Source organism: Actinoplanes awajinensis subsp. mycoplanecinus, assembly GCF_001509495.1.
Classification (GTDB): Bacteria; Actinomycetota; Actinomycetes; order Mycobacteriales; family Micromonosporaceae; genus Actinoplanes; species Actinoplanes palleronii.
In genome coordinates, this window is sequence record NZ_LLZH01000318.1 from 70,501 (window position 1) to 92,326 (window position 21,826).

Annotated in this window: 17 protein-coding genes and 1 pseudogene; 5 read left to right on the forward strand and 13 right to left on the reverse strand. The window is 68.8% G+C overall.

The annotated features are described in order from the left end of the window. Positions 1–101: 101 nt before the first annotated feature. Positions 102–908 carry a transglycosylase SLT domain-containing protein gene (locus ADL15_RS41840; RefSeq protein WP_067704274.1) on the reverse strand — a complete coding sequence of 269 codons (807 nt, stop codon included), beginning with the start codon at positions 906–908 and terminating at the stop codon, positions 102–104. Positions 909–1,060: 152 nt separating this feature from the next. On the opposite strand from ADL15_RS41840, the gene typA reads away from it, so the two are divergent. Continuing rightward, complete coding sequence (gene typA, locus ADL15_RS41845; protein ID WP_067704884.1) at positions 1,061–2,923, forward strand: translational GTPase TypA; 1,863 nt, start codon at positions 1,061–1,063, stop codon at positions 2,921–2,923. A gap of 271 nt (positions 2,924–3,194) precedes the next feature. On the opposite strand, the gene ADL15_RS41850 is transcribed toward typA, so the two are convergent. Further along, positions 3,195–4,190, reverse strand: a complete 996-nt coding sequence (locus ADL15_RS41850) for a TerC family protein (RefSeq protein WP_394326988.1) — start codon at positions 4,188–4,190, stop codon at positions 3,195–3,197. Between the two features lie 374 nt (positions 4,191–4,564). On the opposite strand from ADL15_RS41850, the gene ADL15_RS41855 reads away from it, so the two are divergent. The 3 genes and pseudogenes from ADL15_RS41855 to ADL15_RS56095 all read left to right on the forward strand — a co-directional run bounded on the left by ADL15_RS41855 (position 4,565) and on the right by ADL15_RS56095 (position 6,208). Next, positions 4,565–4,900, forward strand: coding sequence for an antibiotic biosynthesis monooxygenase family protein (locus ADL15_RS41855; protein ID WP_067704285.1), 336 nt, complete (start codon positions 4,565–4,567; stop codon positions 4,898–4,900). A gap of 420 nt (positions 4,901–5,320) precedes the next feature. Then, positions 5,321–5,530 (forward strand): annotated as a pseudogene (locus ADL15_RS57245) (GNAT family N-acetyltransferase); the annotation flags it as partial. A gap of 96 nt (positions 5,531–5,626) precedes the next feature. Further along, entirely contained in the window at positions 5,627–6,208 is a 582-nt protein-coding gene (locus ADL15_RS56095) for a GNAT family N-acetyltransferase (RefSeq protein ID WP_067704293.1), read from the forward strand. Positions 6,209–6,442: 234 nt separating this feature from the next. Here the strand turns inward: ADL15_RS56095 and uvrB are convergent, their stop codons facing one another. The 3 genes from uvrB to rpsA form a co-directional block, all read right to left on the reverse strand. Next, on the reverse strand, positions 6,443–8,560 hold the full coding sequence (gene uvrB / locus ADL15_RS41865; RefSeq protein WP_067704886.1) for an excinuclease ABC subunit UvrB: 2,118 nt from the start codon (positions 8,558–8,560) through the stop codon (positions 6,443–6,445). A gap of 375 nt (positions 8,561–8,935) precedes the next feature. Beyond that, a complete protein-coding gene (gene coaE, locus ADL15_RS41870) occupies positions 8,936–10,129 on the reverse strand; it encodes a dephospho-CoA kinase (protein ID WP_067704296.1) in 1,194 nt (397 codons plus the stop codon). 175 nt (positions 10,130–10,304) lie between these two features. After that, positions 10,305–11,810 (reverse strand): 30S ribosomal protein S1, encoded by a 1,506-nt coding sequence (gene rpsA / locus ADL15_RS41875; RefSeq protein WP_067704299.1) that lies wholly within the window; start codon positions 11,808–11,810, stop codon positions 10,305–10,307. 321 nt (positions 11,811–12,131) lie between these two features. On the opposite strand from rpsA, the gene ADL15_RS41880 reads away from it, so the two are divergent. Beyond that, the gene (locus ADL15_RS41880; protein ID WP_067704301.1) at positions 12,132–12,947 is read left to right on the forward strand and encodes a class I SAM-dependent methyltransferase; all 816 of its coding nucleotides are present in this window, start codon (positions 12,132–12,134) and stop codon (positions 12,945–12,947) included. Between the two features lie 39 nt (positions 12,948–12,986). Here the strand turns inward: ADL15_RS41880 and ADL15_RS53635 are convergent, their stop codons facing one another. The 8 genes from ADL15_RS53635 to ADL15_RS41920 all read right to left on the reverse strand — a co-directional run bounded on the left by ADL15_RS53635 (position 12,987) and on the right by ADL15_RS41920 (position 21,820). Then, a complete protein-coding gene (locus ADL15_RS53635; RefSeq protein WP_067704888.1) occupies positions 12,987–13,364 on the reverse strand; it encodes an ArsR/SmtB family transcription factor in 378 nt (125 codons plus the stop codon). 256 nt (positions 13,365–13,620) lie between these two features. Continuing rightward, entirely contained in the window at positions 13,621–16,317 is a 2,697-nt protein-coding gene (gene polA / locus ADL15_RS41890) for a DNA polymerase I (protein WP_067704304.1), read from the reverse strand. 54 nt (positions 16,318–16,371) lie between these two features. After that, on the reverse strand, positions 16,372–17,124 hold the full coding sequence (locus tag ADL15_RS41895; protein WP_067704307.1) for an amino acid ABC transporter ATP-binding protein: 753 nt from the start codon (positions 17,122–17,124) through the stop codon (positions 16,372–16,374). A 5-nt stretch (positions 17,125–17,129) separates the two neighbouring features. Then, a complete protein-coding gene (locus tag ADL15_RS41900) occupies positions 17,130–18,143 on the reverse strand; it encodes an amino acid ABC transporter permease (protein ID WP_067704310.1) in 1,014 nt (337 codons plus the stop codon). Positions 18,144–18,156: 13 nt separating this feature from the next. Beyond that, entirely contained in the window at positions 18,157–19,059 is a 903-nt protein-coding gene (locus ADL15_RS41905; protein WP_067704312.1) for an ABC transporter substrate-binding protein, read from the reverse strand. Between the two features lie 47 nt (positions 19,060–19,106). Then, positions 19,107–19,817 carry an ABC transporter ATP-binding protein gene (locus tag ADL15_RS41910; RefSeq protein WP_067704315.1) on the reverse strand — a complete coding sequence of 237 codons (711 nt, stop codon included), beginning with the start codon at positions 19,815–19,817 and terminating at the stop codon, positions 19,107–19,109. After that, entirely contained in the window at positions 19,807–20,709 is a 903-nt protein-coding gene (locus ADL15_RS41915) for an ABC transporter ATP-binding protein (RefSeq protein WP_157441952.1), read from the reverse strand. Before ADL15_RS41915 ends, ADL15_RS41910 begins: the two co-directional genes overlap by 11 nt. Next, complete coding sequence (locus ADL15_RS41920) at positions 20,702–21,820, reverse strand: branched-chain amino acid ABC transporter permease (RefSeq protein ID WP_067704898.1); 1,119 nt, start codon at positions 21,818–21,820, stop codon at positions 20,702–20,704. The genes ADL15_RS41915 and ADL15_RS41920 overlap by 8 nt, the downstream gene beginning before the upstream one ends. Between the last annotated feature and the right edge of the window lie 6 nt (positions 21,821–21,826).

The window sequence follows — 21,826 nt, forward strand, 5'->3', positions numbered from 1 at the left end:
ACTACCGCGTTGACTACACGGTCAAAACGGCTGGTAAGCGGGGTCTCGGGTCCGGAACCAGTGTAGCTCGCAGCCCGGGACCGCCCCGGACCGCCCCGGGCTCAGTACCGGTCGCAGTCGCAGTCGCGCATGTTCGCCCGGATCAGGGCGACGTACTCGGGGTTGGACAACTTCTTGCCGTCCTTGAACGCCGTCTCGGTGGAACCGGCGCCCATGTTGTAGCCGTCGATCACCATGTTCAGCAGGCAGGGCGAGGCGTCCGTCTTGCACTTCGACGTGCTCAGGCTGTAGTCGTCCTTGAAGAAGTTCTCCCCGAAGTACTTGGTCAGCCAGGCCAGGTAGTTGGCGCCCAGGATGGCGTTCTGCCGGTAGTCGCCGGCGTCGTAGGACTTGGTGAACCGGCCGTTGATGAATTCCTCGGTGTCCGGCATGACCTGCATGAGGCCGTACCCGCCGTCACAGTTCTGGATGTTCGACACCCAGCCGCTCTCGTGCCAGGCGACCACCCGGACCAGCTCGGCCGGCACCTTGAGTTTCGGTGCGTTGATCGGCCAGTAGACCTTCGCCGCGGCCGCGTTCAGCGCCGCCTTCGCCTTGGCGAAGGAGACCGCCTTGCCGACGTACTTGGCACAGTCGGGCAGCTGGCGGTTGAACGGATCCTCGGTCGGCGTGGCCTTCACCGTCGGCTTCTTCGACGTCGTGGTCTTCGACGGCTTCGGCTTCGGCCTGGGCGACTCCTCCTCGGTCTCCTCCGGAGTCGGCGACTCCTCCGGCTCCGGCGAGTCGGCCGCCGTCACCGCCACCGGCGCCGAGCCCGACGACGTGTCGTCATCACCACTGCCGAGGAGACCACATCCCGCGGTCACCATCAGCATTGCTGTCGCTACCGCGAGCAAACGAACCTTCATCGATGAAGCCCTTCCCCCGTGCATATATCGATGAGGAACGCTAACAGCCGACGATCTCGCGGCAGCGACCGGCAAATCGCCCAAAAGAACCCAAGGTTCGGGACTTGACCCCGTGTCACGAACGGCAACCTGAACCGGGGACAATGGGGTTCATGCAGACCCGCACCGACCTCCGCAATGTCGCCATCATCGCTCACGTCGACCATGGCAAAACCACCCTGGTCGACGCCATGCTCCGACAGGGCGGTCAGTCCCACGCGCGTGGAGAGATGGCCGAACGTGCCATGGACTCCATGGACCTGGAGCGGGAAAAGGGCATCACCATTCTCGCCAAGAACACCGCGATCAGCTACAAGCCGGCCGAGGGCGAGCCGGTCGTCATCAACATCATCGACACCCCGGGCCACGCCGACTTCGGCGGCGAGGTGGAGCGCGGCCTGACCATGGTCGACGGCGTCGTGCTGCTGGTGGACGCGTCCGAGGGACCGCTGCCGCAGACCCGCTTCGTGCTCCGCAAGGCGCTGCACGCCAAGCTGCCGATCATCCTGGTGATCAACAAGGTGGACCGGCCGGACGCCCGGATCAAGGAGGTCGTGGACGAGACGTACGCGCTCTTCTTCGACCTGGACGCCGACGAGGAGCAGATCGAGTTCCCGATCATCTACGCTTGCGCCCGTGACGGCATCGCCACCCTGAACCAGCCGAAGGACGGCTCGGTCCCGGAAGACAGCGACGACCTCGAGCCGCTGTTCAGCACGATCCTCAACACCATCCCGGCCCCGACCTACACCGAGGGCGCCCCGCTCCAGGCGCACGTCGTCAACCTCGACGCGTCGCCGTTCCTCGGCCGCCTGGCGCTCTGCCGGGTGCGCGAGGGCTGGATCCGCAAGGGCCAGACCGTCGCCTGGTGCAAGACCGACGGCACGGTCTCCAACGTCCGCATCTCCGAGCTGCTGATCACCGAGGGCCTGGAGCGCAAGTCGGCCGAGAAGGCCGGCCCCGGCGACATCATGGCCGTCGCCGGCATCGCGGAGATCATGATCGGCGAGACCCTCGCCGACGCCGAGAACCCGGTCCCGCTGCCGCTGATCACTGTCGACGAGCCGGCCATCTCGATGGTCATCGGCACCAACACCTCGCCGCTGGTCGGCAAGGTCAAGGGCTCCAAGGTCACCGCCCGGATGGTCAAGGACCGTCTGGACAAGGAGCTGATCGGTAACGTCTCGCTCCGCGTCCTGAACACCGAGCGCCCGGACGCCTGGGAGGTGCAGGGCCGTGGTGAGCTGGCCCTCGCCATCCTGGTCGAGCAGATGCGCCGCGAGGCCTTCGAGCTGACCGTCGGCAAGCCCCAGGTGGTCACTAAGGTCATCGACGGCAAGATCCACGAGCCGGTCGAGCGGCTCACCATCGACTCGCCCGACGAGTACATGGGCGCCATCACCACCCTGCTCGCCACCCGCAAGGGCCGGATGGAGCAGCTGACCAACCACGGCACCGGCTGGCTCCGGATGGAGTGGCTGGTCCCGGCACGTGGCCTGATCGGCTTCCGCACCGAGTTCCTCACCGAGACCCGCGGCACCGGCATCATGCACCACCTGTACGAGGACCACGAGCCGTGGTTCGGCGAGCTCCGGACCCGCCAGAACGGCTCCCTGGTCGCCGACCGGTCCGGTGTGGTCACCCCGTTCGCGATGATCAACCTGCAGGAGCGCGGTCAGCTCTTCGTCGAGCCGACCACCGAGGTGTACGAGGGCATGATCGTCGGCGAGAACTCGCGCGAGGACGACATGGACGTCAACATCACCAAGGAGAAGAAGCTCACGAACATGCGGGCGGCGAGCGCCGACAACACCGAGAAGGTGATCCCGCCGCGTCGGCTGTCGCTGGAGCAGTCCCTGGAGTTCTGCCGCGAGGACGAGTGCGTCGAGGTCACCGCCGCCACCGTCCGCATCCGCAAGGTCGTTCTCGACCAGAACGCCCGCGGGCGCGCCGCCTCGCGTCGTAAGAACCAGTAATCAGCGTCACCTGAACGCCCTCGCCGGGTCCGGCGGGGGCGTTCTGTTTTCCCGGGGCGCGGCTGCGGCCGGCTTTCCGGCGCCGGGGCGGGCCCGGGGCGGGCCGCTGCTTCTGCTTTTCGGCGCTCAGCCGGGGCAGGGCGCGGGTCCGCTGCTTCCGCTTTCGGCGCTCAGCCGGGGTGGGGCGGTGGGGCGGGTGGTGGACAGGCAGCGGCCCGGGCGACATCGGTCGCCCGGGCCTGCGTGCTCACGTCGTACCCGAAAAGGGTTTTTATTGTTCTGCGGAGATCAGTTCTTTTTTGCGGTCCCGGGCGGATTTGGCCAGGCTGGCGACGGTGGCGATGCCGAGCGTGCCGAGGATCACCAGGAGCGACAGCCAGATCGGGATCTCCGGCGCCCAGTGCAGACCGTCACCGCCGTTGATGAACGACAGGTTGTTGGTGTGCAGCGCCTCGAGGAAGAGCTTCACGCCGATGAAGGCGAGCACGAAGGCGAGACCGATGTTCAGGTAGACCAGGCGTTCCAACAGGCCGCCGAGCAGGAAGAAGAGCTGGCGCAGGCCCATCAGCGCGAAGACGTTCGCGGTGAAGACCAGGTACGGCTCCTTGGTGATGCCGAAGATCGCCGGGATCGAGTCGAGCGCGAAGATCAGGTCGGTGGTGCCGATCGCGATCATCACGATCAGCATCGGGGTGAAGAGCCGCTTGCCGGTCGAGGTGACCACCCGGAACTGGCCCTCGGCGAACGAGGAGGAGATCGGCAGCGCCCGCTTCGCCCAGCGGATCAGCAGGTTCTCCTTGAAGTCCTCCTCGTCGTTCTCCCCACCCTTGACCAGCGTGATCGCGGTGTAGACCAGGAACGCGCCGAAGATGTAGAAGACCCAGGAGAACTGCGTGATCAGCGCCGCGCCGGCCGCGATGAACGCGCCCCGCATGAGCAGCGCGAGCACGATGCCGATCAGCAACACCTTCTGCTGGAACCGGCGCGGGACCGCGAACCGGCCCATGATGATCACGAAGACGAAGAGGTTGTCGACACTCAACGAATATTCGGTGAGCCAGCCGGTGTAGAACTCCCCGGCATACTGCCCGCCGGCGACGGCCCAGACACCCACTCCGAAGAGCAGCGCGAGCCCGACGTAGAACGCGACCCAGCCGCCGGCTTCCTTCATGGTGGGCTCATGCGGCCGGCGCCCGATGATCAACAGATCGACGGCGAGCACGGCCACCAGCGCCACCAGTGTGGCGATCCAGACCCAGGCTGAGATGTTCACAATCATCCTCCGGCAGACACGAGTCGTCGCTGCGCCCTCGCGAGAGATCGAAAAGGAGCAGCGACGTGCGACTGTCGGAGGTCTCTTCCGCCGCGCACTGTGACGCGACCTCCGGCCCCGGGCTTCCCCAGCTGGTCACCCAGCCGAGTGTTCCGTGTTGACGACACCGGAGCGGGGGAATACTCCCCTCCCACGTCGCCCATTGTTGCGCATCCGGGCCCCGATCGACACATCGGGAGGCCAGGAGTGGCGGGGCTCGCTCTCCAAACCACTCAGTGGGGCGACTACCGCCACGTAACTCCTGCCGGCGCTTCCTCCGCCTTACACTCGCCGTTGCGCCATCTGGTGCGTATGGGACGCTTGCGGGCATGCTCCTCGAAGTGACGCTTATCGACGTCTTACCCGGCCGAGAGAACGACTTCATCTCCGCCTACCAGCTGGCCCGCCCGGTCATCGCCGGCGCGCAGGGCTGCCACGGCGTCCGGCTCAAACGGTCCACCGACGTGTCGCCGCGGTATGCGCTGCTGGTCAGCTGGGAGTCGATGGAGGCGCAGGAGCACAACTTCCGGCGTACCGAGCGGTTCGCCCAGTGGCGGGCGCTGATCGCCGGGGCCCTCGCTCAGCCGCCGGTGGCGGAGTTCTTCACCGACGTACCGGCCCCGGACGGCCGCCCGGACGCCGACCACGACTTCTTCGCCGTCTGATCCCGGCCGGGGCCTCTCTGGTTGCTGGTGGGTCGCTGTCCGCGGCATGCTGCCGCTCACCCAGCGGCCCGGCGGCCACCTGGCTGCCGCTCACCCAGCGGCCCACCTGCCGAACAGCTGCCCCTCACTCAGCGGCCCGGCTGCCGTCCGGCGGCCCCTCGCTCAGCGGCCCACCTGCCGAACAGCTGCCCCTCGCCCAGTGGGCCTTCTGACCGCTTTTGCTCACTCCCGCAGCGCTTCTTGTGGCCGCCCGGCAGTCGCTCCTGAACGACCTTTTCGGCCGCTCTCTAGGCTGGCAGGATGACGTCCATCCATCCGCCGGGCGGCGGCTGGTCCGGCCAGGTGTGGGTCGGCGCAGGTCGGCTCGATGAGGGCGAACTCGTGGCGCTGGCGCATCGATGCTGGGAGCACGACGGCGGCATGCCCCTCGCCGTGGATCCGGATTTCTTGCGAAGCCGCTGGTCAGCCGAGGGAGGACAGCTTTTTGTCGCCCGCGACGGCGACGGTCGGCTGCTCGGAGCAGCGGCAGTGCGCCCCGCCCCGGACCGGGACACGAGAGCGATCGTCACCGGGCTCGTCGAACCGGCAGCGCGCGGCAGGGGCTGGGGCGGGCGCCTTCTGGATCTGGCCCTGGCCGCAGCGTCCGGCTCCTCCCCCAGCGCCAGCTCAGGCGTCGGTGTCGGCTCCGGGTCCGCGGCCGGGGCTGGGGCCGATGGGCGTGGGCTGGTGAGTGTGGAGACCGAGGGGCTGACGCCGGGGGCCGCGGCGCTCTTCGCCTCGCGGGGGCTGCGGCAGATCTTCGCGGAGGAGGTGATGCGGGCCGACCTGTCCGCCGGCCCGCTGCCGCCTGCGGTGTGGCCGGCCGGGGTCTCGGTGCTGGAGTGGAGTTCGGCCACCGCGGGACGGTTCCACGCCGTCTATGCGGCCGCGTTCCGGGACCGTCCGGGCTTCCCCGGCTGGCCCGCGGAGCAGTGGATCGCCGAGACGGCGGAGGAGGACGGTTTCCGTCCCCGGTGGTCGCTGCTCGCCGTCCGGTCTGCGGCCGACGGGCTCGGCGCCGGCACCGATCTCGGGTTCGTGACGGCCGCGGAGGGCTGGATCGATCAGGTCGGGGTGGCGCCCGGGGCACGGCTCGCCGGTGTGGGCACGGCCCTGATCCGGGAGTCGCTGACCCGGATGGCCGCCGACGGCCACCACGACGTCTGGCTCAACGTCAACGTCGACAATCCCACGGCAGCGGCGCTCTATCGACGACTGGGCTTCGCCCACCGCGGACGCCGAGCCCGCTTCCGCCCCGGCCCCGCCTGACCCACCCGGGCACCGGGCCGACGGCCGAACCGGCGGGCACATCCCGCGCCGTCCGGCGGCCAGCGGACGACCAGCACCCCAGCCGGGCTGACCGACCGACCCGACCCCGCACGGCCGGAGCCAGACCGCACCGCCAACGCCGGAGCCAGGCCGCACCACCGGAGCCAGACCGCACCGCCGGAGCCAGACCGCACCGCCGGAGCCAGGCCGCACCGCCGGAGCCGGGCCGGGCGGTTACTTCACGCCGGTCATGTCCATTCCTCTTAGTTCCTTCTTCAGTTCCTTGACCTCGTCGCGGATCCGGGCGGCCAGCTCGAACTGGAGCTCGCGCGCCGCGCCCAGCATCTGGTCGCTGAGGTCCTGGATGAGCTGGGCCAGCTCGGCGCGGGCCATGCCCTCGCGGGCCGGGCCGGCCGAACCGCGGGCCTTCGAGCGGGTCTCCGGGACCGGGGCCTTGCCGCGGGACATCTGGCGGCCGCCGCCGCCGACCATCGAGCCGGAGACCGTCGAGTCGGTGTCCTCGGCCTCGCGGTAGATGTCGTCGAGGATGTCGTGGATCTTCTTGCGCAGCGCCTGGGGCTGGATGCCGTTCGCCTCGTTGTGGGCGATCTGCTTCTCGCGGCGGCGGTCCGTCTCGTCGATGGCCAGGCGCATCGACGGAGTGATCTTGTCGGCGTACATGTGGACCTCGCCGGAGACGTTACGGGCGGCCCGGCCGATGGTCTGGATCAGCGATCGGCCACTGCGCAGGAAGCCCTCCTTGTCGGCGTCGAGGATGGCCACCAGCGACACCTCGGGCAGGTCGAGACCCTCCCGCAGCAGGTTGATGCCGACCAGGACGTCGTAGTCGCCCTTGCGCAGCTCCTTGAGCAGCTCGACCCGGCGCAGCGTGTCCACCTCGGAGTGCAGATAGCGCACCCGGATGCCGTTCTCCAGCAGGTAGTCGGTGAGGTCCTCGGACATCTTCTTGGTCAGCGTGGTGACCAGGACGCGCTCGTCCTTGTCGGTCCGGAGCTTGATCTCATACATCAGGTCGTCGATCTGGCCCTTTGTCGGCTTGACCACCACCTGCGGGTCGACCAGGCCGGTCGGCCGGATCACCTGCTCGACGAACTCGCCCTGAGCCTGCTCCATCTCCCAGTTGCCCGGCGTCGCGGAGAGGAAGACCATCTGGCCGACCCGGTCCAGGAACTCGTCGAACCGCAGCGGCCGGTTGTCGGCGGCGCTCGGCAACCGGAAGCCGTGCTCGATGAGGATGCGCTTGCGGGAGGCGTCGCCCTCATACATCCCGCCGATCTGCGGGATCGTGACGTGCGACTCGTCGATGACCGTGACGAAGTCGTCCGGGAAGTAGTCGATCAGCGTGTACGCCGGATCGCCGGGCCCCCGCCCGTCCATGTGCATCGAATAGTTCTCGATGCCGTTGCAGAAGCCGACCTGGCGCATCATCTCGATGTCATACGTCGTGCGCATCCGCAGCCGCTGCGCCTCGAGCAGCTTGCCCTGCCGCTCCAGCTCGGCCAGCCGCTCGGCCAGCTCGGCCTCGATGTCGCGGATCGCCCGCTCCATCCGCTCCGGACCGGCCACGTAGTGCGTCGCCGGGAAGATGATCAGCTCGTCGACCTCGCGGACCACCTCGCCGGTGAGCGGGTGCAGGTAGTACAGCTTCTCCACCTCGTCGCCGAAGAGCTCGACCCGGACGGCCAACTCCTCGTACGCCGGGATGATCTCCAGGGTGTCGCCCCGGACCCGGAACGTGCCGCGCTGGAAGGCCACGTCGTTGCGGGTGTACTGGATGTCGACGAGCCGGCGCAGCAGCTTGTCCCGGTCGACCTCGCCGCCGACCTTCACCTTGACGGCGCGTTCGATGTATTCCTGGGGGGTGCCGAGGCCGTAGATCGCGCTGACCGTGGCGACCACGATCGTGTCGCGCCGGGTGAGCAGCGACATGGTCGCCGAGTGCCGCAGCCGCTCCACCTCCTCGTTGACCGAGGAGTCCTTCTCGATGTAGGTGTCGGTCTGGGCGATATAGGCCTCGGGCTGGTAATAGTCGTAGTAACTGACGAAGTATTCGACGGCGTTGTTCGGCAGCAGCTCGCGGAACTCCTTGGCGAGCTGGGCGCAGAGAGTCTTGTTCGGCGCGATCACCAGCGCGGGGCGTTGCAGCCGCTCGATCAGCCAGGCGGTGGTCGCGCTCTTGCCGGTGCCGGTGGCGCCGAGCAGGACGGTGTGCCGGTCGCCGGCACGGACCCGCCGCTCCAGCTCATCGATCGCCGCGGGCTGGTCACCGGCGGGTTGGTAGTCGCTGATGACCTCGAAGCGATTGTCGAGTCGTGGGATGTCGAGCGCCATGCCCACCACCGTACGTCGGGGGTCCGACAACTTTTCGCCGCGCTCGCCGAAGCCGCCGAACCGGCCTTGGACCACCGCGTGCGGGTGGTGCACATTCGGCCCCGTCACGCGGCATTGTCGGGCCTTTCCCGCGCCACCTACCCTGGGCGGGTAGGCCGCTCGCGGCGGCCGATGAGCACGGCCAGAGGATCACCCATCGATCCAGCCGTGCCGCACCACGGTCGATGCGCCCCGGCACCCGGCGAGCGCACCCGAGGGGGTCGTGCGAGAGCCCGACCGGCCGCCGCGAGCGCCGCAAAACCAAGCCGCGAGCCAAGCCGCGAGCGCCGCAAAACCAAGCCGCGAGCGCCGCAAAACCAAGCCGCTAGCAACCGCTCAACCCGACACGAGCTCCGGCGGCTGCCACCCCGTGCTGAGCGCCCAGTCGTCAGCCGCCCGCGCCTCCTCGTCGAACCACGGCTCCTTCGCCGCCGCATACCCCGCACGATCCGCGAACCGCAGCGCCAGCGACGCCTTCGCCGCCGCGTACGCGTCCCGGGCCGCCGGCACCGCGCGCAGGTGGTCGCGCATCAGCAGCGCGAACCGCCACCCCGGCGACCCGGCCACCCGCACGTGCAGGATCACCGGCCGTCCCGGATCGGCCGAGCCGTACATCCGCTTCGGCCAGGTGTGCCCCGGCAGCCGGCGCGCGTTGTCCGCCCACTCCCCCCGCCGAGCCGGGAACCCGGCCGCGGCGAGCCGCTCGGTGAGCGCGTCGGCGGCGTCCAACGTCCGTACCGAAAGCATCAAATCGATGATGTCCTTGGCCGGCAGACCTGGCACCGCGGTCGATCCGATGTGGTGCACGTCGGCGGAGCCGAGGTGCTGCCGGAGGCGGGCGATCAACCGCGCGGCGGACGGCGCCCAATCCGGGTCCGGCGGCACGATGCACAGCTCAGGGGCCTTGCGTGCGGCGGTCCGCAGGCGCACGTTGCGCTCGAAGTCGACAAGCCGATCACGCCACAACTCATCGACCCGGGCGTGCAGCGCCGCGAGGTCCTCCTCGTTGGGCAGGACCACGTCGGCCGCGGCCTTCCGGGCGGCGTCGTCGGCCTGCGCGCCGATCCGGGCGGCGGCCTCCGCCGCCGACATGCCACGATCGCGGATCAACCGCTGGATCCGCACGTCCCGGTCCGCCGCCACCACAATCACCATCTGGTACGTCGGCGCCAGCCCGGTCTCCACCAGCAGCGGCACGTCATTGACCACGATCGCGTCGGGCGGTGCGGCCCGGACCAGTTCGGCGGTGCGCGCCCGGACCCGGGGGTGGATGATCCGTTCGAGGCGGCGGCGGGCCTGTTCGTCGCCGAAGACCTTCGTCCCCAGCGCCGGACGGTCCAGCGCGCCGTCCGCGGTCAGCACACCCGCGCCGAACTCGGCGACGATCTCGGCGAGCCCGTCGGTGCCCGGCTCGACCACCTCGCGGGCCAGCCGGTCGGCGTCGATGATCACCGCGCCGCGCTCCGCGAGCCGTGCCGAAACGGCGCTCTTGCCGGCGCCGATGCCACCCGTGAGACCGACCATCAGCATGGGATCAGTATCCCGGTCCGGCGACCGGACGGCGCGGCGAGGACCGGTCACGACTCGGCGAAGAGCGCGTGGCGGAAAACCGGGCGCCCCGGGATGCGAAAAGACCGCCCCGACCGGAGTCGGGACGGCCCTTCACGTTGTTACCGGAGCATTCTCACCGGAGCAACCGGGTGGGTCAGCTCTTGCCGCCGGCCAGCTTCTCGCGCAGGGCGGCGAGAGCCTCGTCGGTGGCCAGCGTGCCCGCGGGCTCCTCGGCAGAGCGCGTCGGGGCCGACGAGCTCGACGAGGAGGACGAGGACGACGTGGTCACGCCACCGACCGGAGCCGGGTTGAGCGCAGCCTCGGCGTCGGCGTCGCGGGACGCCTGCACCTGCTTGGTGTGGGCCTCCCAGCGCTCGCGGGCGTCGGCGTACTGCTTCTCCCACGTCTCGCGCTGCTTGTCGAAGCCCTCGAGCCACTCGCCCGTCTCGGGGTCGAAGCCCTCCGGGTAAATGTAGTTACCCTCGGCGTCGTACGTCGCGGCCATGCCGTAGAGGGTCGGGTCGAAGTGCTCTTCACCCTCGACGAAGCCCTCGTTGGCCTGCTTGAGCGACAGCGAGATCCGGCGACGCTCAAGGTCGATGTCGATGACCTTGACGAGGACGTCGGAGCCCACCTGGACGACCTGCTCGGGCAGCTCGACGTGCCGCTCGGCCAGCTCGGAGATGTGCACCAGACCCTCGATGCCGTCGTCCACGCGGACGAAGGCGCCGAACGGAACCAGCTTGGTGACCTTGCCCGGCACGATCTGGTTGATCGCGTGGGTCCGGGCGAACTGGCGCCACGGGTCTTCCTGGGTCGCCTTCAGCGACAGCGAGACGCGCTCGCGGTCCAGGTCGACGTCCAGGACCTCGACCTCGACCTCCTGGCCGACCTCGACGACCTCGGAGGGGTGGTCGATGTGCTTCCACGACAGCTCGGAGACGTGCACCAGGCCGTCGACGCCGCCCAGGTCCACGAAGGCACCGAAGTTGACGATGGAGGACACGACGCCCTTGCGGACCTGGCCCTTCTGCAGCTTGTTGAGGAACTCGGTGCGAACCTCGGACTGCGTCTGCTCGAGCCAGGCGCGGCGGGACAGAACCACGTTGTTGCGGTTCTTGTCCAGCTCGATGATCTTCGCCTCGAGCTCGCGGCCGACGTAGGGCTGCAGGTCACGGACGCGCCGCATCTCGACCAGCGAGGCCGGAAGGAAGCCACGGAGGCCGATGTCCAGGATGAGACCACCCTTGACGACCTCGATGACCGAACCGCGGACGACACCGTCGTCTTCCTTGATCTTCTCGATCGTGCCCCAAGCCCGCTCGTACTGAGCGCGCTTCTTCGAGAGGATCAGGCGGCCTTCCTTGTCCTCCTTGGTGAGGACGAGGGCTTCGATGTGGTCACCGACCGACACCACTTCCGCGGGGTCCACGTCGTGCTTGATCGACAACTCGCGCGAGGGGATGACGCCCTCGGTCTTGTAGCCGATGTCGAGCAGGACCTCGTCCCGATCGACCTTGACGACGGTGCCCTCGACAATGTCGCCGTCGTTGAAGTACTTGATGGTCTCGTCGATGGCTGCGAGGAAAGCTTCCTCAGAGCCGAGGTCGTCGACGGTGACACGGTTGGCGCTCGAGGTGGCCTCGATGCTGCTCGTCATGTGGACAGTTGCTCCGAACGGATGGATTTGTGGTGTCTCTCGCACTCAGCGGAACTGCCGCCGGTGTAACACGAACGAGACGACCCAACCCCAGAGAAGCAGTTTGATCATTGCCAGTCGATCATGTCGAGACCGGCGGCCACGGAACCTGCTCCCTGCCGAGGCACACGTTCCGCGAGCGCATCGACTAGCTTACCGTGCGCATTACCACAGGTTGCAAGCCCTCCTGAGTACCGAGGCACATTGTTAGGCAACAACCCGTCAGCATGACTGTTTTATGCCGAATAGGGACGCCTGACACGCCTGCCGTACCGTTGCCGGGTGATCGAGATCCCCAAAAAAGAGCCGTCCGCGCACCCCCGGGTGACCGAGGATGAGACGCGCCACGCCAACCGCGCCTGGTGGGATCTCGACGCCGACGAGTATCAGGACGAGCACGGCGCCTTCCTCGGCGACGTGGATTTCGTCTGGTGCCCGGAGCGACTCCGGGAGGCGGATGCCCGGCTGCTCGGCGACGTACGCGGAAAGCGGGTCCTGGAGGTCGGAGCCGGCGCCGCGGCCGGAGCCCGGTGGCTGGACCGGCAGGGCGCCCACGTGGTCGCACAGGACCTCTCCGCGGGCATGCTGAAGCACGCCCGCGACGCGGCCACCCGCAGCCGCGTGCGCGTGCCGCTGGTCCAGTCGGACGCGCTCGCGCTGCCGTTCCGCGACGACGCGTTCGACATCGTCTGCACGGCCTTCGGCGCGATCCCGTTCGTGGCCGACTCGGCCGCCGCCATGCGTGAGGTGGCCCGGGTGCTGCGGCCCGGCGGCAGCTGGGTGTTCTCGGTCACCCACCCGATGCGCTGGGTCTTCTGGGACGAGCCGGACGAGAGCGGCCTGCTGGCCCGGAACTCCTACTTCGACCGGTCGCCCTACGTCGAGCGGGACGACCGGGGCCGGGTCAGCTACCTGGAGCAGCACCGCACCGTCGGCGACCGGATCCGGGAGCTGGTGGCGGCCGGCTTCGTGCTCCGTGACCTGGTCGAGCCGGAGTGGCCGGAGGGTCACGAGGAGACCTGGGGGCAGTGGAGCCCGCTGCGCGGCCGGCTCTTCCCCGGCACCGCCATCTTCGTCAGCGACCTGCCGGCCCGCTGACCCCGTCCGGTCGCCGACCTTGCTCGGCGCGGCGCGGGATCAGCGCTGGCCAGGGGGCCAGGGCGTGGTGTTCAGCAGGCTCGCCAGCAGGATCAGCGTGGCCGGGACGGCGCGGTAGTAGACCCAGGTGCCGCGCCGGTCGCTGTCCACCAGACCGGCCTCGCGCAGGATCCGCAGGTGGTGCGAGATGGTCGGGCCGGTCAGGTGGAACGCGCTGCTCAGGTCGCAGACGCAGATCTCACCGTCCGGCGCGGACGCGATCATCGAGAGCAGCCGGAGCCGGACCGGGTCGCCGAGCGCCTTGAACATCGCGGCGAAGGTGCTGGCGCTGGACGCCTCCAACGGCGCCGTGCCCAGCCCGATCCCGTCGACCGGAACGGCCTCGAGGCCGACACCCGCCGAGGAGAGTGGCGACAGCGGCGGGCCGCCGAACCGGGCTTTTTCGGAGGACAGCGGCGGAGCGGACGGATTCATGGTCTGCTCCATCGACATCGATCGGCTCGACATCGGTCCAGCCTCGCAGATCTGAGCAAGTCACGAAGGCCCCGGGGTGCCCGAAAGAGCGTCGAGACGCCCGAACGACCCCAAAACCCCGCCAACCGTCACCCGGTCGGGCCACCGCCGGGCGCGGGCCCGGCGGTGGTCGCGGGTCAGCGCGCGGCGGTGCGGCGGGTCAGTGGTCGGCGCCGTTCCAGTCGCGGCCGGTGCCGACCGAGACCTCCAGCGGGACGGCGAGCGGATAGGCCTCGCCCATCTCCCGGCGGACCAGCTCCTCCAGCGGCTCCTTCTCCCCCGGCGCCACCTCGAAGACCAGCTCGTCGTGCACCTGCAGCAGCATCCGGGAGGTCAGGCCGGACGAGGTCAGCGCCGCGTCCACCTTCAGCATCGCGAGCTTCATGATGTCGGCCGCGGAGCCCTGGATCGGCGCGTTCAGCGCCATCCGCTTGGCCATCTCCTGCCGCTGCCGGTTGTCGCTGGTCAGGTCGGGGAGGTAGCGCCGGCGGCCGAGGACGGTCGCGGTGTACCCGTCCTTGGTCGCCTGGTTGACCACCGTCTGGAGGTAGTCCCGCACGCCGCCGAAGCGCAGGAAATACTCCTCCATCAGCGCGTTCGCCTCGGTGGTGGAGATGGTGAGCTGGTTCGACAGGCCGAACGCGCTCAACCCGTAGGCCAGGCCGTAGTTCATCGCCTTGATCTTGCGGCGCTGGTCGGCGTTGACCTCGCCGAGCGGCACGTGGAAGACCGACGACGCGGTGACGGCATGGAAGTCCTCGCCGGAGTTGAACGCCTCGATCAGCGCCACGTCCTCGGAGAGGTGCGCCATGATCCGCATCTCGATCTGGCTGTAGTCGGCCGTCATCAGCTGCTCGAACCCGGCGCCGACCACGAAGGCCCGGCGGATCCGCCGGCCCTCCTCGGTGCGGATCGGGATGTTCTGCAGGTTCGGGTCGGTGGACGACAGCCGGCCGGTGGCGGCCACCGTCTGGTTGAACGTGGTGTGGATCCGCCCGTCGTCGGAGGTCGACTTGAGCAGGCCGTCCACCGTCGACTTGAGCTTGGCGACGTCGCGGTGGCGCAGCAGGTGGGCCAGCACCGGGTCGCCGGTGTCGGTGAACAGCTTCTGCAGCGCGTCCGCGTCGGTGGTGTACCCGGACTTGATCTTCTTGGTCTTGGGCAGCCCGCGCTCGACGAAGAGGATCTCCTGGAGCTGCTTGGGCGAGCCCAGGTTGAACTCCCGGCCGACCACCTCGTGCGCACCCTGCTGGGCCGATTTCACCTCGGCGGCGAAATTCGACTCGAGCTCGGAGAGGTAGTCGGTGTCGGCGGCGATGCCCTGGCTCTCCATCTCGGCCAGCACCACCGACAGCGGCTGCTCCAGCTCGGCGAGCAGGCGCTGCGACTCGCCGCCGTCCTGGGACAGCTCGGCGATCAGCACGTCGGCCAGGTCCAGGGTGGCCCGGGCGCGCAGCATCACGCTCTCCTCGGCCGCGGTGTCCTCGTCGACGCCCTCGAAGGAGAGGGTGAGCTGGCCGTCGTCCGGCGCGTCGACCTTCAGCTCGCGCTTGAGATAGCGCAGGGCGAGGTCGGTCAGGTCGTAGCCCCGCTGGTCGGGTTTGGCGAGATAGGCCGCGAGGGCGGTGTCGGTGGTGACGCCGGCGAGCGTCCAGCCGTGCGCGCGGAAGGCGAGCAGGGTCGGCTTGGCGTCGTGGATCACCTTGGGCCGGGCCGGGTCGGCGAGCCAGGCCGCGACGGCGCGCTCGTCGGTCTCGTCCAGCGCGGCCGGGTCGAACCAGGCGGCCGGGCCGCCACCGGTGGCCACCGCGATGCCGCTGACCTGGCCGGTGCCACGACCGAACGTGCCGGTGACGGCGACGCCGACCGGCGCCGCGGCCGCGTGCTCGGTCAGCCAGGCGGCCACCCCGCCGGTCGGCAGGACCTGAGCCTCCAGGTCGAAACCGGACTCGGCCTCGGGCTCGACCGCCTCGAGGTACGAATAGAGCCGCTCGCGCAGCACCCGGAACTCCAGCGCGTCGAAGAGCTGGTGCACCGCCTCGCGGTCCCACCCGGCCCAGCGGGCGTCCTCCGGCCGCAGCGGCAGCTCCAGGTCGCAGACCAGCGCGTTGAGGTCGTAGTTGCGCAGCACCTCGGCGAGGTGGGCACGCAGGCTCTCGCCGGCCTTGCCCTTGATCTTGTCGGCCTGGGCGACGACACCGTCCAGCCCGCCGTACTCATTGATCCACTTGGCCGCGGTCTTGTCGCCGACGCCGGGCACACCGGTCAGGTTGTCGCTGGTCTCGCCGACCAGGGCGGCCTTGTCGCGGTACCGCGACGGGGGCACAAAATACTTCTCCTCGATCGCCGCCGGCGTCATCCGGCGGACGTCGGAGACGCCCCGGCCCGGGTAGAGGATGGTGACCTTGTCGGTGGCCAGCTGGAACGCGTCCCGGTCACCGCTGGAGATCAGCACGTCCATCCCACCCTCGCGGGCCTGGGTGGCCAGGGTGGCGATGACGTCGTCGGCCTCGTAGCCGGGCTTCTCCACCACCGGGATGCGCAGCGCCTCCAGCACCTCCTTGATCAGGCTGACCTGACCCTGGAACGGCTGCGGGCTCTCCGAGCGGGTGGCCTTGTAATCCGCGTACTTGTCGGTGCGGAAGGAGTGCCGGGAGACGTCGAACGCGACCACGATGTGCGTCGGCTTCTCGTCGCGCAGCATGTTGATGAGCATCGACGTGAAGCCGAACACCGCGTTCGTCGCCTGACCGGTGTGGGTGGAGAAGTTGTCCACGGGCAGCGCGAAATACGCCCGGTACGCCAACGAGTGGCCGTCGAGCAGCAGCAGGCGGGGGGTCGTAACGTCGTCGCTCACGTCCAGGAACTCTAGTCGCGCCGTACGACAGAAACGCCGACCACCCCGCCCGCTTCACAGCACTTTGCTGAGGAATGCCTTGGTGCGTTCCTGCTGCGGATTCGCGATGATCTCGCTGGGCGAACCCTTCTCGACGACGACACCGCCGTCCATGAAGACCACCTCGTCCGCCACCTCCCGGGCGAAGCCGATCTCGTGGGTCACCACGATCATCGTCATCCCGTCCCGGGCCAGGCCCTTCATCACCTCGAGCACCTCGCCGACCAGTTCCGGGTCGAGCGCGCTGGTGGGCTCGTCGAAGAGCATCACCTTGGGCCGCATGGCCAGGGCCCGGGCGATCGCCACCCGCTGCTGCTGCCCACCGGAGAGCTGGCCCGGGTAGTTGCTCATCTTCTCGGCCAGGCCGACCCGGTCGAGCAGCGCCCGCGCCCGTTCCCGCACCTCGCCCTTGTTCTCCCGCTTGACGCGGCTGGGCGCCTCCATGACGTTGTCCAGCACCGTCATGTGCGGGAAGAGGTTGAACCGCTGGAACACCATGCCGATCGACTGGCGCTGCTTGGCGACGTCCCGCTCGCTCATCTCGTGGAGCTTGCCGCCGCGCTCGCGGTACCCGACCAGATCACCGTCGACCAGGATCCGGCCGGCGTTGAGCTTCTCCAGGTGGTTGATGCAGCGCAGGAACGTCGACTTGCCGGAGCCGGACGGGCCGAGCACGCAGCTCACCCCGCCCTCCGGCACGGTCAGGTCGACGCCCTTGAGCACCTCGAGCGAGCCGAAGGACTTGTGCACGTTCTCGGCACGGACCATTTCGGTCACGGTGTCCCCTCCCCGGTGTCGGTCGGGGTGACCCGCCCACCCTGCTCGACCTGGATGGCACGGAGCCGCTGCCGGGCCTTGCCGGCCGCACCGTACCCCTTGCCGAAGTGCCGTTCCACGAAGTGCTGGACCACCATCAGCACGCTGCAGATGATCAGATACCAGATCAGCGCGGCCACCAGGCAGGGCAGCACCACGAACGTGCGGGCCTGCACCTGTTGGAGCTGGAAGAACAGCTCGGTGGTGACCGGGACGTAGGCCACCAGGGAGGTGTCCTTGACCATCGCGATGACCTCGTTGCCGGTCGGCGGCACGATCACCCGCATCGCCTGCGGCAGCACCACCCGGCGCAGCACCTGGCTGCGGGACATGCCCAGGGCCACGGCCGCCTCGGACTGACCCTCGTCGATCGACTGGATGCCGGCCCGGACGATCTCGGCCATGTAGGCCGCCTCGGAGAGGCCCAGCGCGATCATGCCGGCCACGAAACCGGCGAGCAGGTCGGTCGACCGGATGCTGAAGATCTGGCCGTCGAAGTTGTCGATGCCGAACAGGGCGCCGATCTGTTTATCGAACGGCAATCCAAAACCGATCCTCGTCCAGAGGATGTTGAGGTTACCGAAGATGATCGCCAGCACCAGGCGCGGCACGGCCCGGAAGAACCAGGTGTACGCCCAGGCCACCGAGGAGAGCACCTTGTTCGGCGAGAGCCGCATGATCGCGATGATGACGCCCAGCACGATGCCGATCACCATCGAGAACAGCGTGAGCAGGATGGTCCCGCGCAGGCCCTCCAGGACCGGCTCGGTGAACATCACGCCGCGCTTGCCCTCGGCGTACTCGAGGAAGATGAACGACCAGCGGAAGCCGGAGTTCGTGAAGATCAGGTGCAGGAACATCGCGCCGAGCACCGCGAGAACGGCGATCGCCACCCACCTGCCGGGGTGCCGGACGGGCACGGCCTTGATTGCTTCCGGCCGTGCCCGCTCGGTCTGTGTCGGTTGTGTCATACCCGGACGGCGATCAAGCTGCCGGGTTCACCGCGGGCGCGTCGATCGCACCGGCGGCGACACCCCACTTGTCGAGGATCGTCTTGTAGGTGCCGTCGGTGATCAGCGCCTTGACCGCCTCGGCGAGGAGGCCGGCGAACTCGGTCTGCTTCTTGTCCACCGCGTAGCCGTACGGGGCGGAGTCGTAGATGTCGCCGAGCAGGGCGAGCTGACCGCTGGTCTGCTTCACCGCGTACGCCACGATCGGGGAGTCGGCCAGCATGGCCTCGTCCTTGCCGGTCACCACGGCGTTGGTGGCGTCCGACTGCTTCTGGTACTGGTCGACGGTGATCTTCGCCTTGCCGGCCTCGGTGCACTTCTTCGAGCGCGCCGCGATGTCGTCGGCCTGCACGGTCGCGGTCTGCACCGCGATCTTCTTGCCACAGGCGTCGTCCGGGCTGATCGTGGCGCCGGTCTTGGCGGCCCACTGGGTGCCCGCCGAGAAGTAGGAGACCATGTTGACCTCCTTCATCCGGTCCGCGTTGATCGTGAAGGACGAGACGCCGACGTTGTACTTGCCGGTGCTGACGCCCGGGATGATGCTGTCGAACGTCGCGCTCTGCCACTCGGTGGTCAGGCCCAGCTTCTGGCCGACCGCGTCGAACAGGTCCACGTCGAAGCCGACGACGGTCTTGCCGTCGGTGTCGATGAACTCGTTCGGCGCGTAGGTCGAGTCGACGCCGATGACCAGCTTGCCGCCGGCCTTGATGTCGGCCGGAACCTTGTCGGCCAGCGAGGTGTCAGCAGCCGCGCTCGGCGCCGCACCGGTGTTGCTCGTGGTGTCGGACTCCTTGCCACAAGCGGACAGCGACACGGTCAGCGCCGCCGCGACGGCCGCGCCGAGGATCGCCCGCCGGCCGGGGGTGATGCGGAACATGGGTACTCCTAAGGGGTGACAAAAGGAGGAGGGGTTACCAGGGAGAATCAGGCGACGCCGAGGTACGCGTCCTTGACCGCGGGGTCGTGCAGGAGCTCCTGGCCGGTGCCTTCCTTGACGATCCGGCCGGTCTCCAGAACGTACGCCCGGTGTGCCCGGGACAGGGCCTGCTGCGCGTTCTGCTCCACCAGCAGCACCGTGGTGCCCTGCTGGTTGATCTCGACGATGATGTCGAAGATCTGCTGGATCAGCATCGGCGCGAGACCCATCGAGGGCTCGTCGAGCAGCAGCAGCTTGGGCCGGCTCATCAGCGCCCGGCCGACCGCGAGCATCTGCTGCTCGCCGCCGGACATCGTGCCGCCGGCCTGCTTCTCCCGTTCCTTGAGCCGCGGGAAGAGGGTGAAGACCCGGTCGAGATCCTCGTCGATCTCGGCCCGGTTGCGACGGGTGTACGCACCCATCTCCAGGTTCTCCCGCACCGACATGCCGGGGAAGACGCCCCGGCCCTCGGGTGACTGGGAGACACCGCGTACCACCCGCAGGTCGGCACGCAGCTTGGTGATGTCCTCGCCGTCGAAGAGGATCGTTCCCTGAGCCACCGCGCGCAGCCCGGAGATCGCCCGCATCGTGGTGCTCTTGCCGGCGCCGTTCGCGCCGATCAGGGCCACGATCTCGCCCTCACCGACGGTCAGGCTGATGCCGTGCAGCGCCTGGATCCGCCCGTAGAGCAGGGTGAGGTCCTTCAGCTCAAGCAGCATCGGTCGGCACCCCCAGGTAGGCGGCGATGACCGCCGGGTTGTCGCGCACCTCGGAAGGCGAGCCCTCCGCGATCTTCTTGCCGAACTCCAGGACCACGATCCGGTCCGTCACACCCATCACCAGACGCATGTCGTGCTCGATCAGCAGGATGCTCACCCCGGTGTCGCGGATCTTGCGGATCAGCGCGAGCAGGGACTCCTTCTCGGCCGGGTTGAAGCCGGCGGCCGGCTCGTCCAGGCAGAGCAGGTGCGGCTCGGTGGCCAGCGCCCGCGCGATCTCCAGGCGCCGCTGCTCGCCGTAGGCGAGGTTGCGGGCCAGTTCGCCGGCCCGGCCCTCGATGCCGACCAACTGCAGCAACTCCATGCCCTTGGCCCGGGCCGCCCGCTCCTCCAGGATGTGCCGGGACAGACCGAAGAACCTCTGACCGGTACGGCTGAGCTGCTGAGCCAACCGGGTCATCCCGCCGGTGGCGGTCACCTCGGTCAGCTCCTCGGGCTTGACCCGGACCCGGTACAGCCGGAAGAGCGCGCCCACCACGCTGGTCTTGTGCCGGGCGTCCGCGCCCACCAGCACGTTCTCCAGCGCGGTCATCTCCGGGAACAGCCGGATGTTCTGGAACGTCCGGGCGATGCCCATCCGGGTGATCTGGAACCGCTTCTTCCCGACGACCTTCTCACCGCGGAAGCGGATCGTGCCGGTGGTCGGGCGGGCCACACCGGTGATGGTGTTGAAGCACGTGGTCTTGCCGGCACCGTTCGGGCCGATCAGACCGAGGATCTCCCCCTTGTACAGGGTGAAGTCGACACCGTTGAGCGCTACCACCCCACCGAACTTGATGGTGACGTCGTCCACCTCAAGCAGAGGTTCCCGCTCCGCGAGCTGCTCACTCAACGACGCTCGCCTCCTTCGCCCGATCCTCGAGTTCAACCGACCGCCGCCGGCTGGGCAGCAGACCCTGCGGCCGGAAGATGGTCATCACGATCAGCGCCACACCGAAGATCAGCAGGCGGTAGTCGGCGAATTCCCGGAACCGCTCCGGGAGGTACGCCAGCAGGATCGCACCGACGGCCACACCGAGCTGGTTGCCGGCGCCGCCGATGACCACGGCCGCCACCCACAGGATCGACGTGAACAGGTCGAAGCCCTGCGCGTTGATGAACGTCTGCTTGCTGAAGAACAGAGCGCCGGACAGGCCGCCCAGCGCCGCGCCGATGGCGAACGCCCACAGCTTGTACTTGAACGTGGGGACGCCCATCACCTCGGCGGCCTCCTCGTCCTCCCGGATCGCCAGCCAGGACCGGCCGACCCGGCTGCGCTCCAGCCGGCGGACACCGAGGATGCAGAGCACCACCAGGGTCAGCGCCAGCCAGTAGAAGCCGATCACGTTCGAGACGCTGAAGATCTGTTTCTCCGACGACACGTACGGGAACCAGGTCATCCACGACGGCCAGTTCGCCTCCGACGGAACGGGAACGCCGTTGATGCCCCGGTTGCCGTTCGTGATGTTCGAGTTCAGCGCGAACACCCGGATGATCTCGCCGAAGCCGAGCGTCACGATGGCCAGGTAGTCACCCCGCAGCCGCAGTGTCGGCCAGCCGAGGAGCACCCCGGAGAGCATCGCCACCGCGATCGCGATCGGCACACAGACGATCCACGGGAACTTCACCACGACCGGCGAGTTCGGTGAGCCGAGGATGGCCACCGTGTACGCGCCGACCGCGTAGAAGCCGATGTAGCCGAGGTCGAGCAGACCGGCCAGGCCGATCACCACGTTCAACCCGACGGCCACCAGGACGTACACCGCGCACAGGAACAGCACCGAGGTGAAGTCCGTGTCCGGCGTCTTGATCAGCGGGATGTTCAGGCCCGGCAGCGAGTACAGCAGCACCATGAAGGCGCCGATCGCGCCGATCCGCCAGGCCCGGGGCAGCGACGACCACCGGGACCGCAGTCCGGTCATCGCGCGTGCCCGGCCCTCGTCGGCACGCCGGAGCGAAGACATGATCGT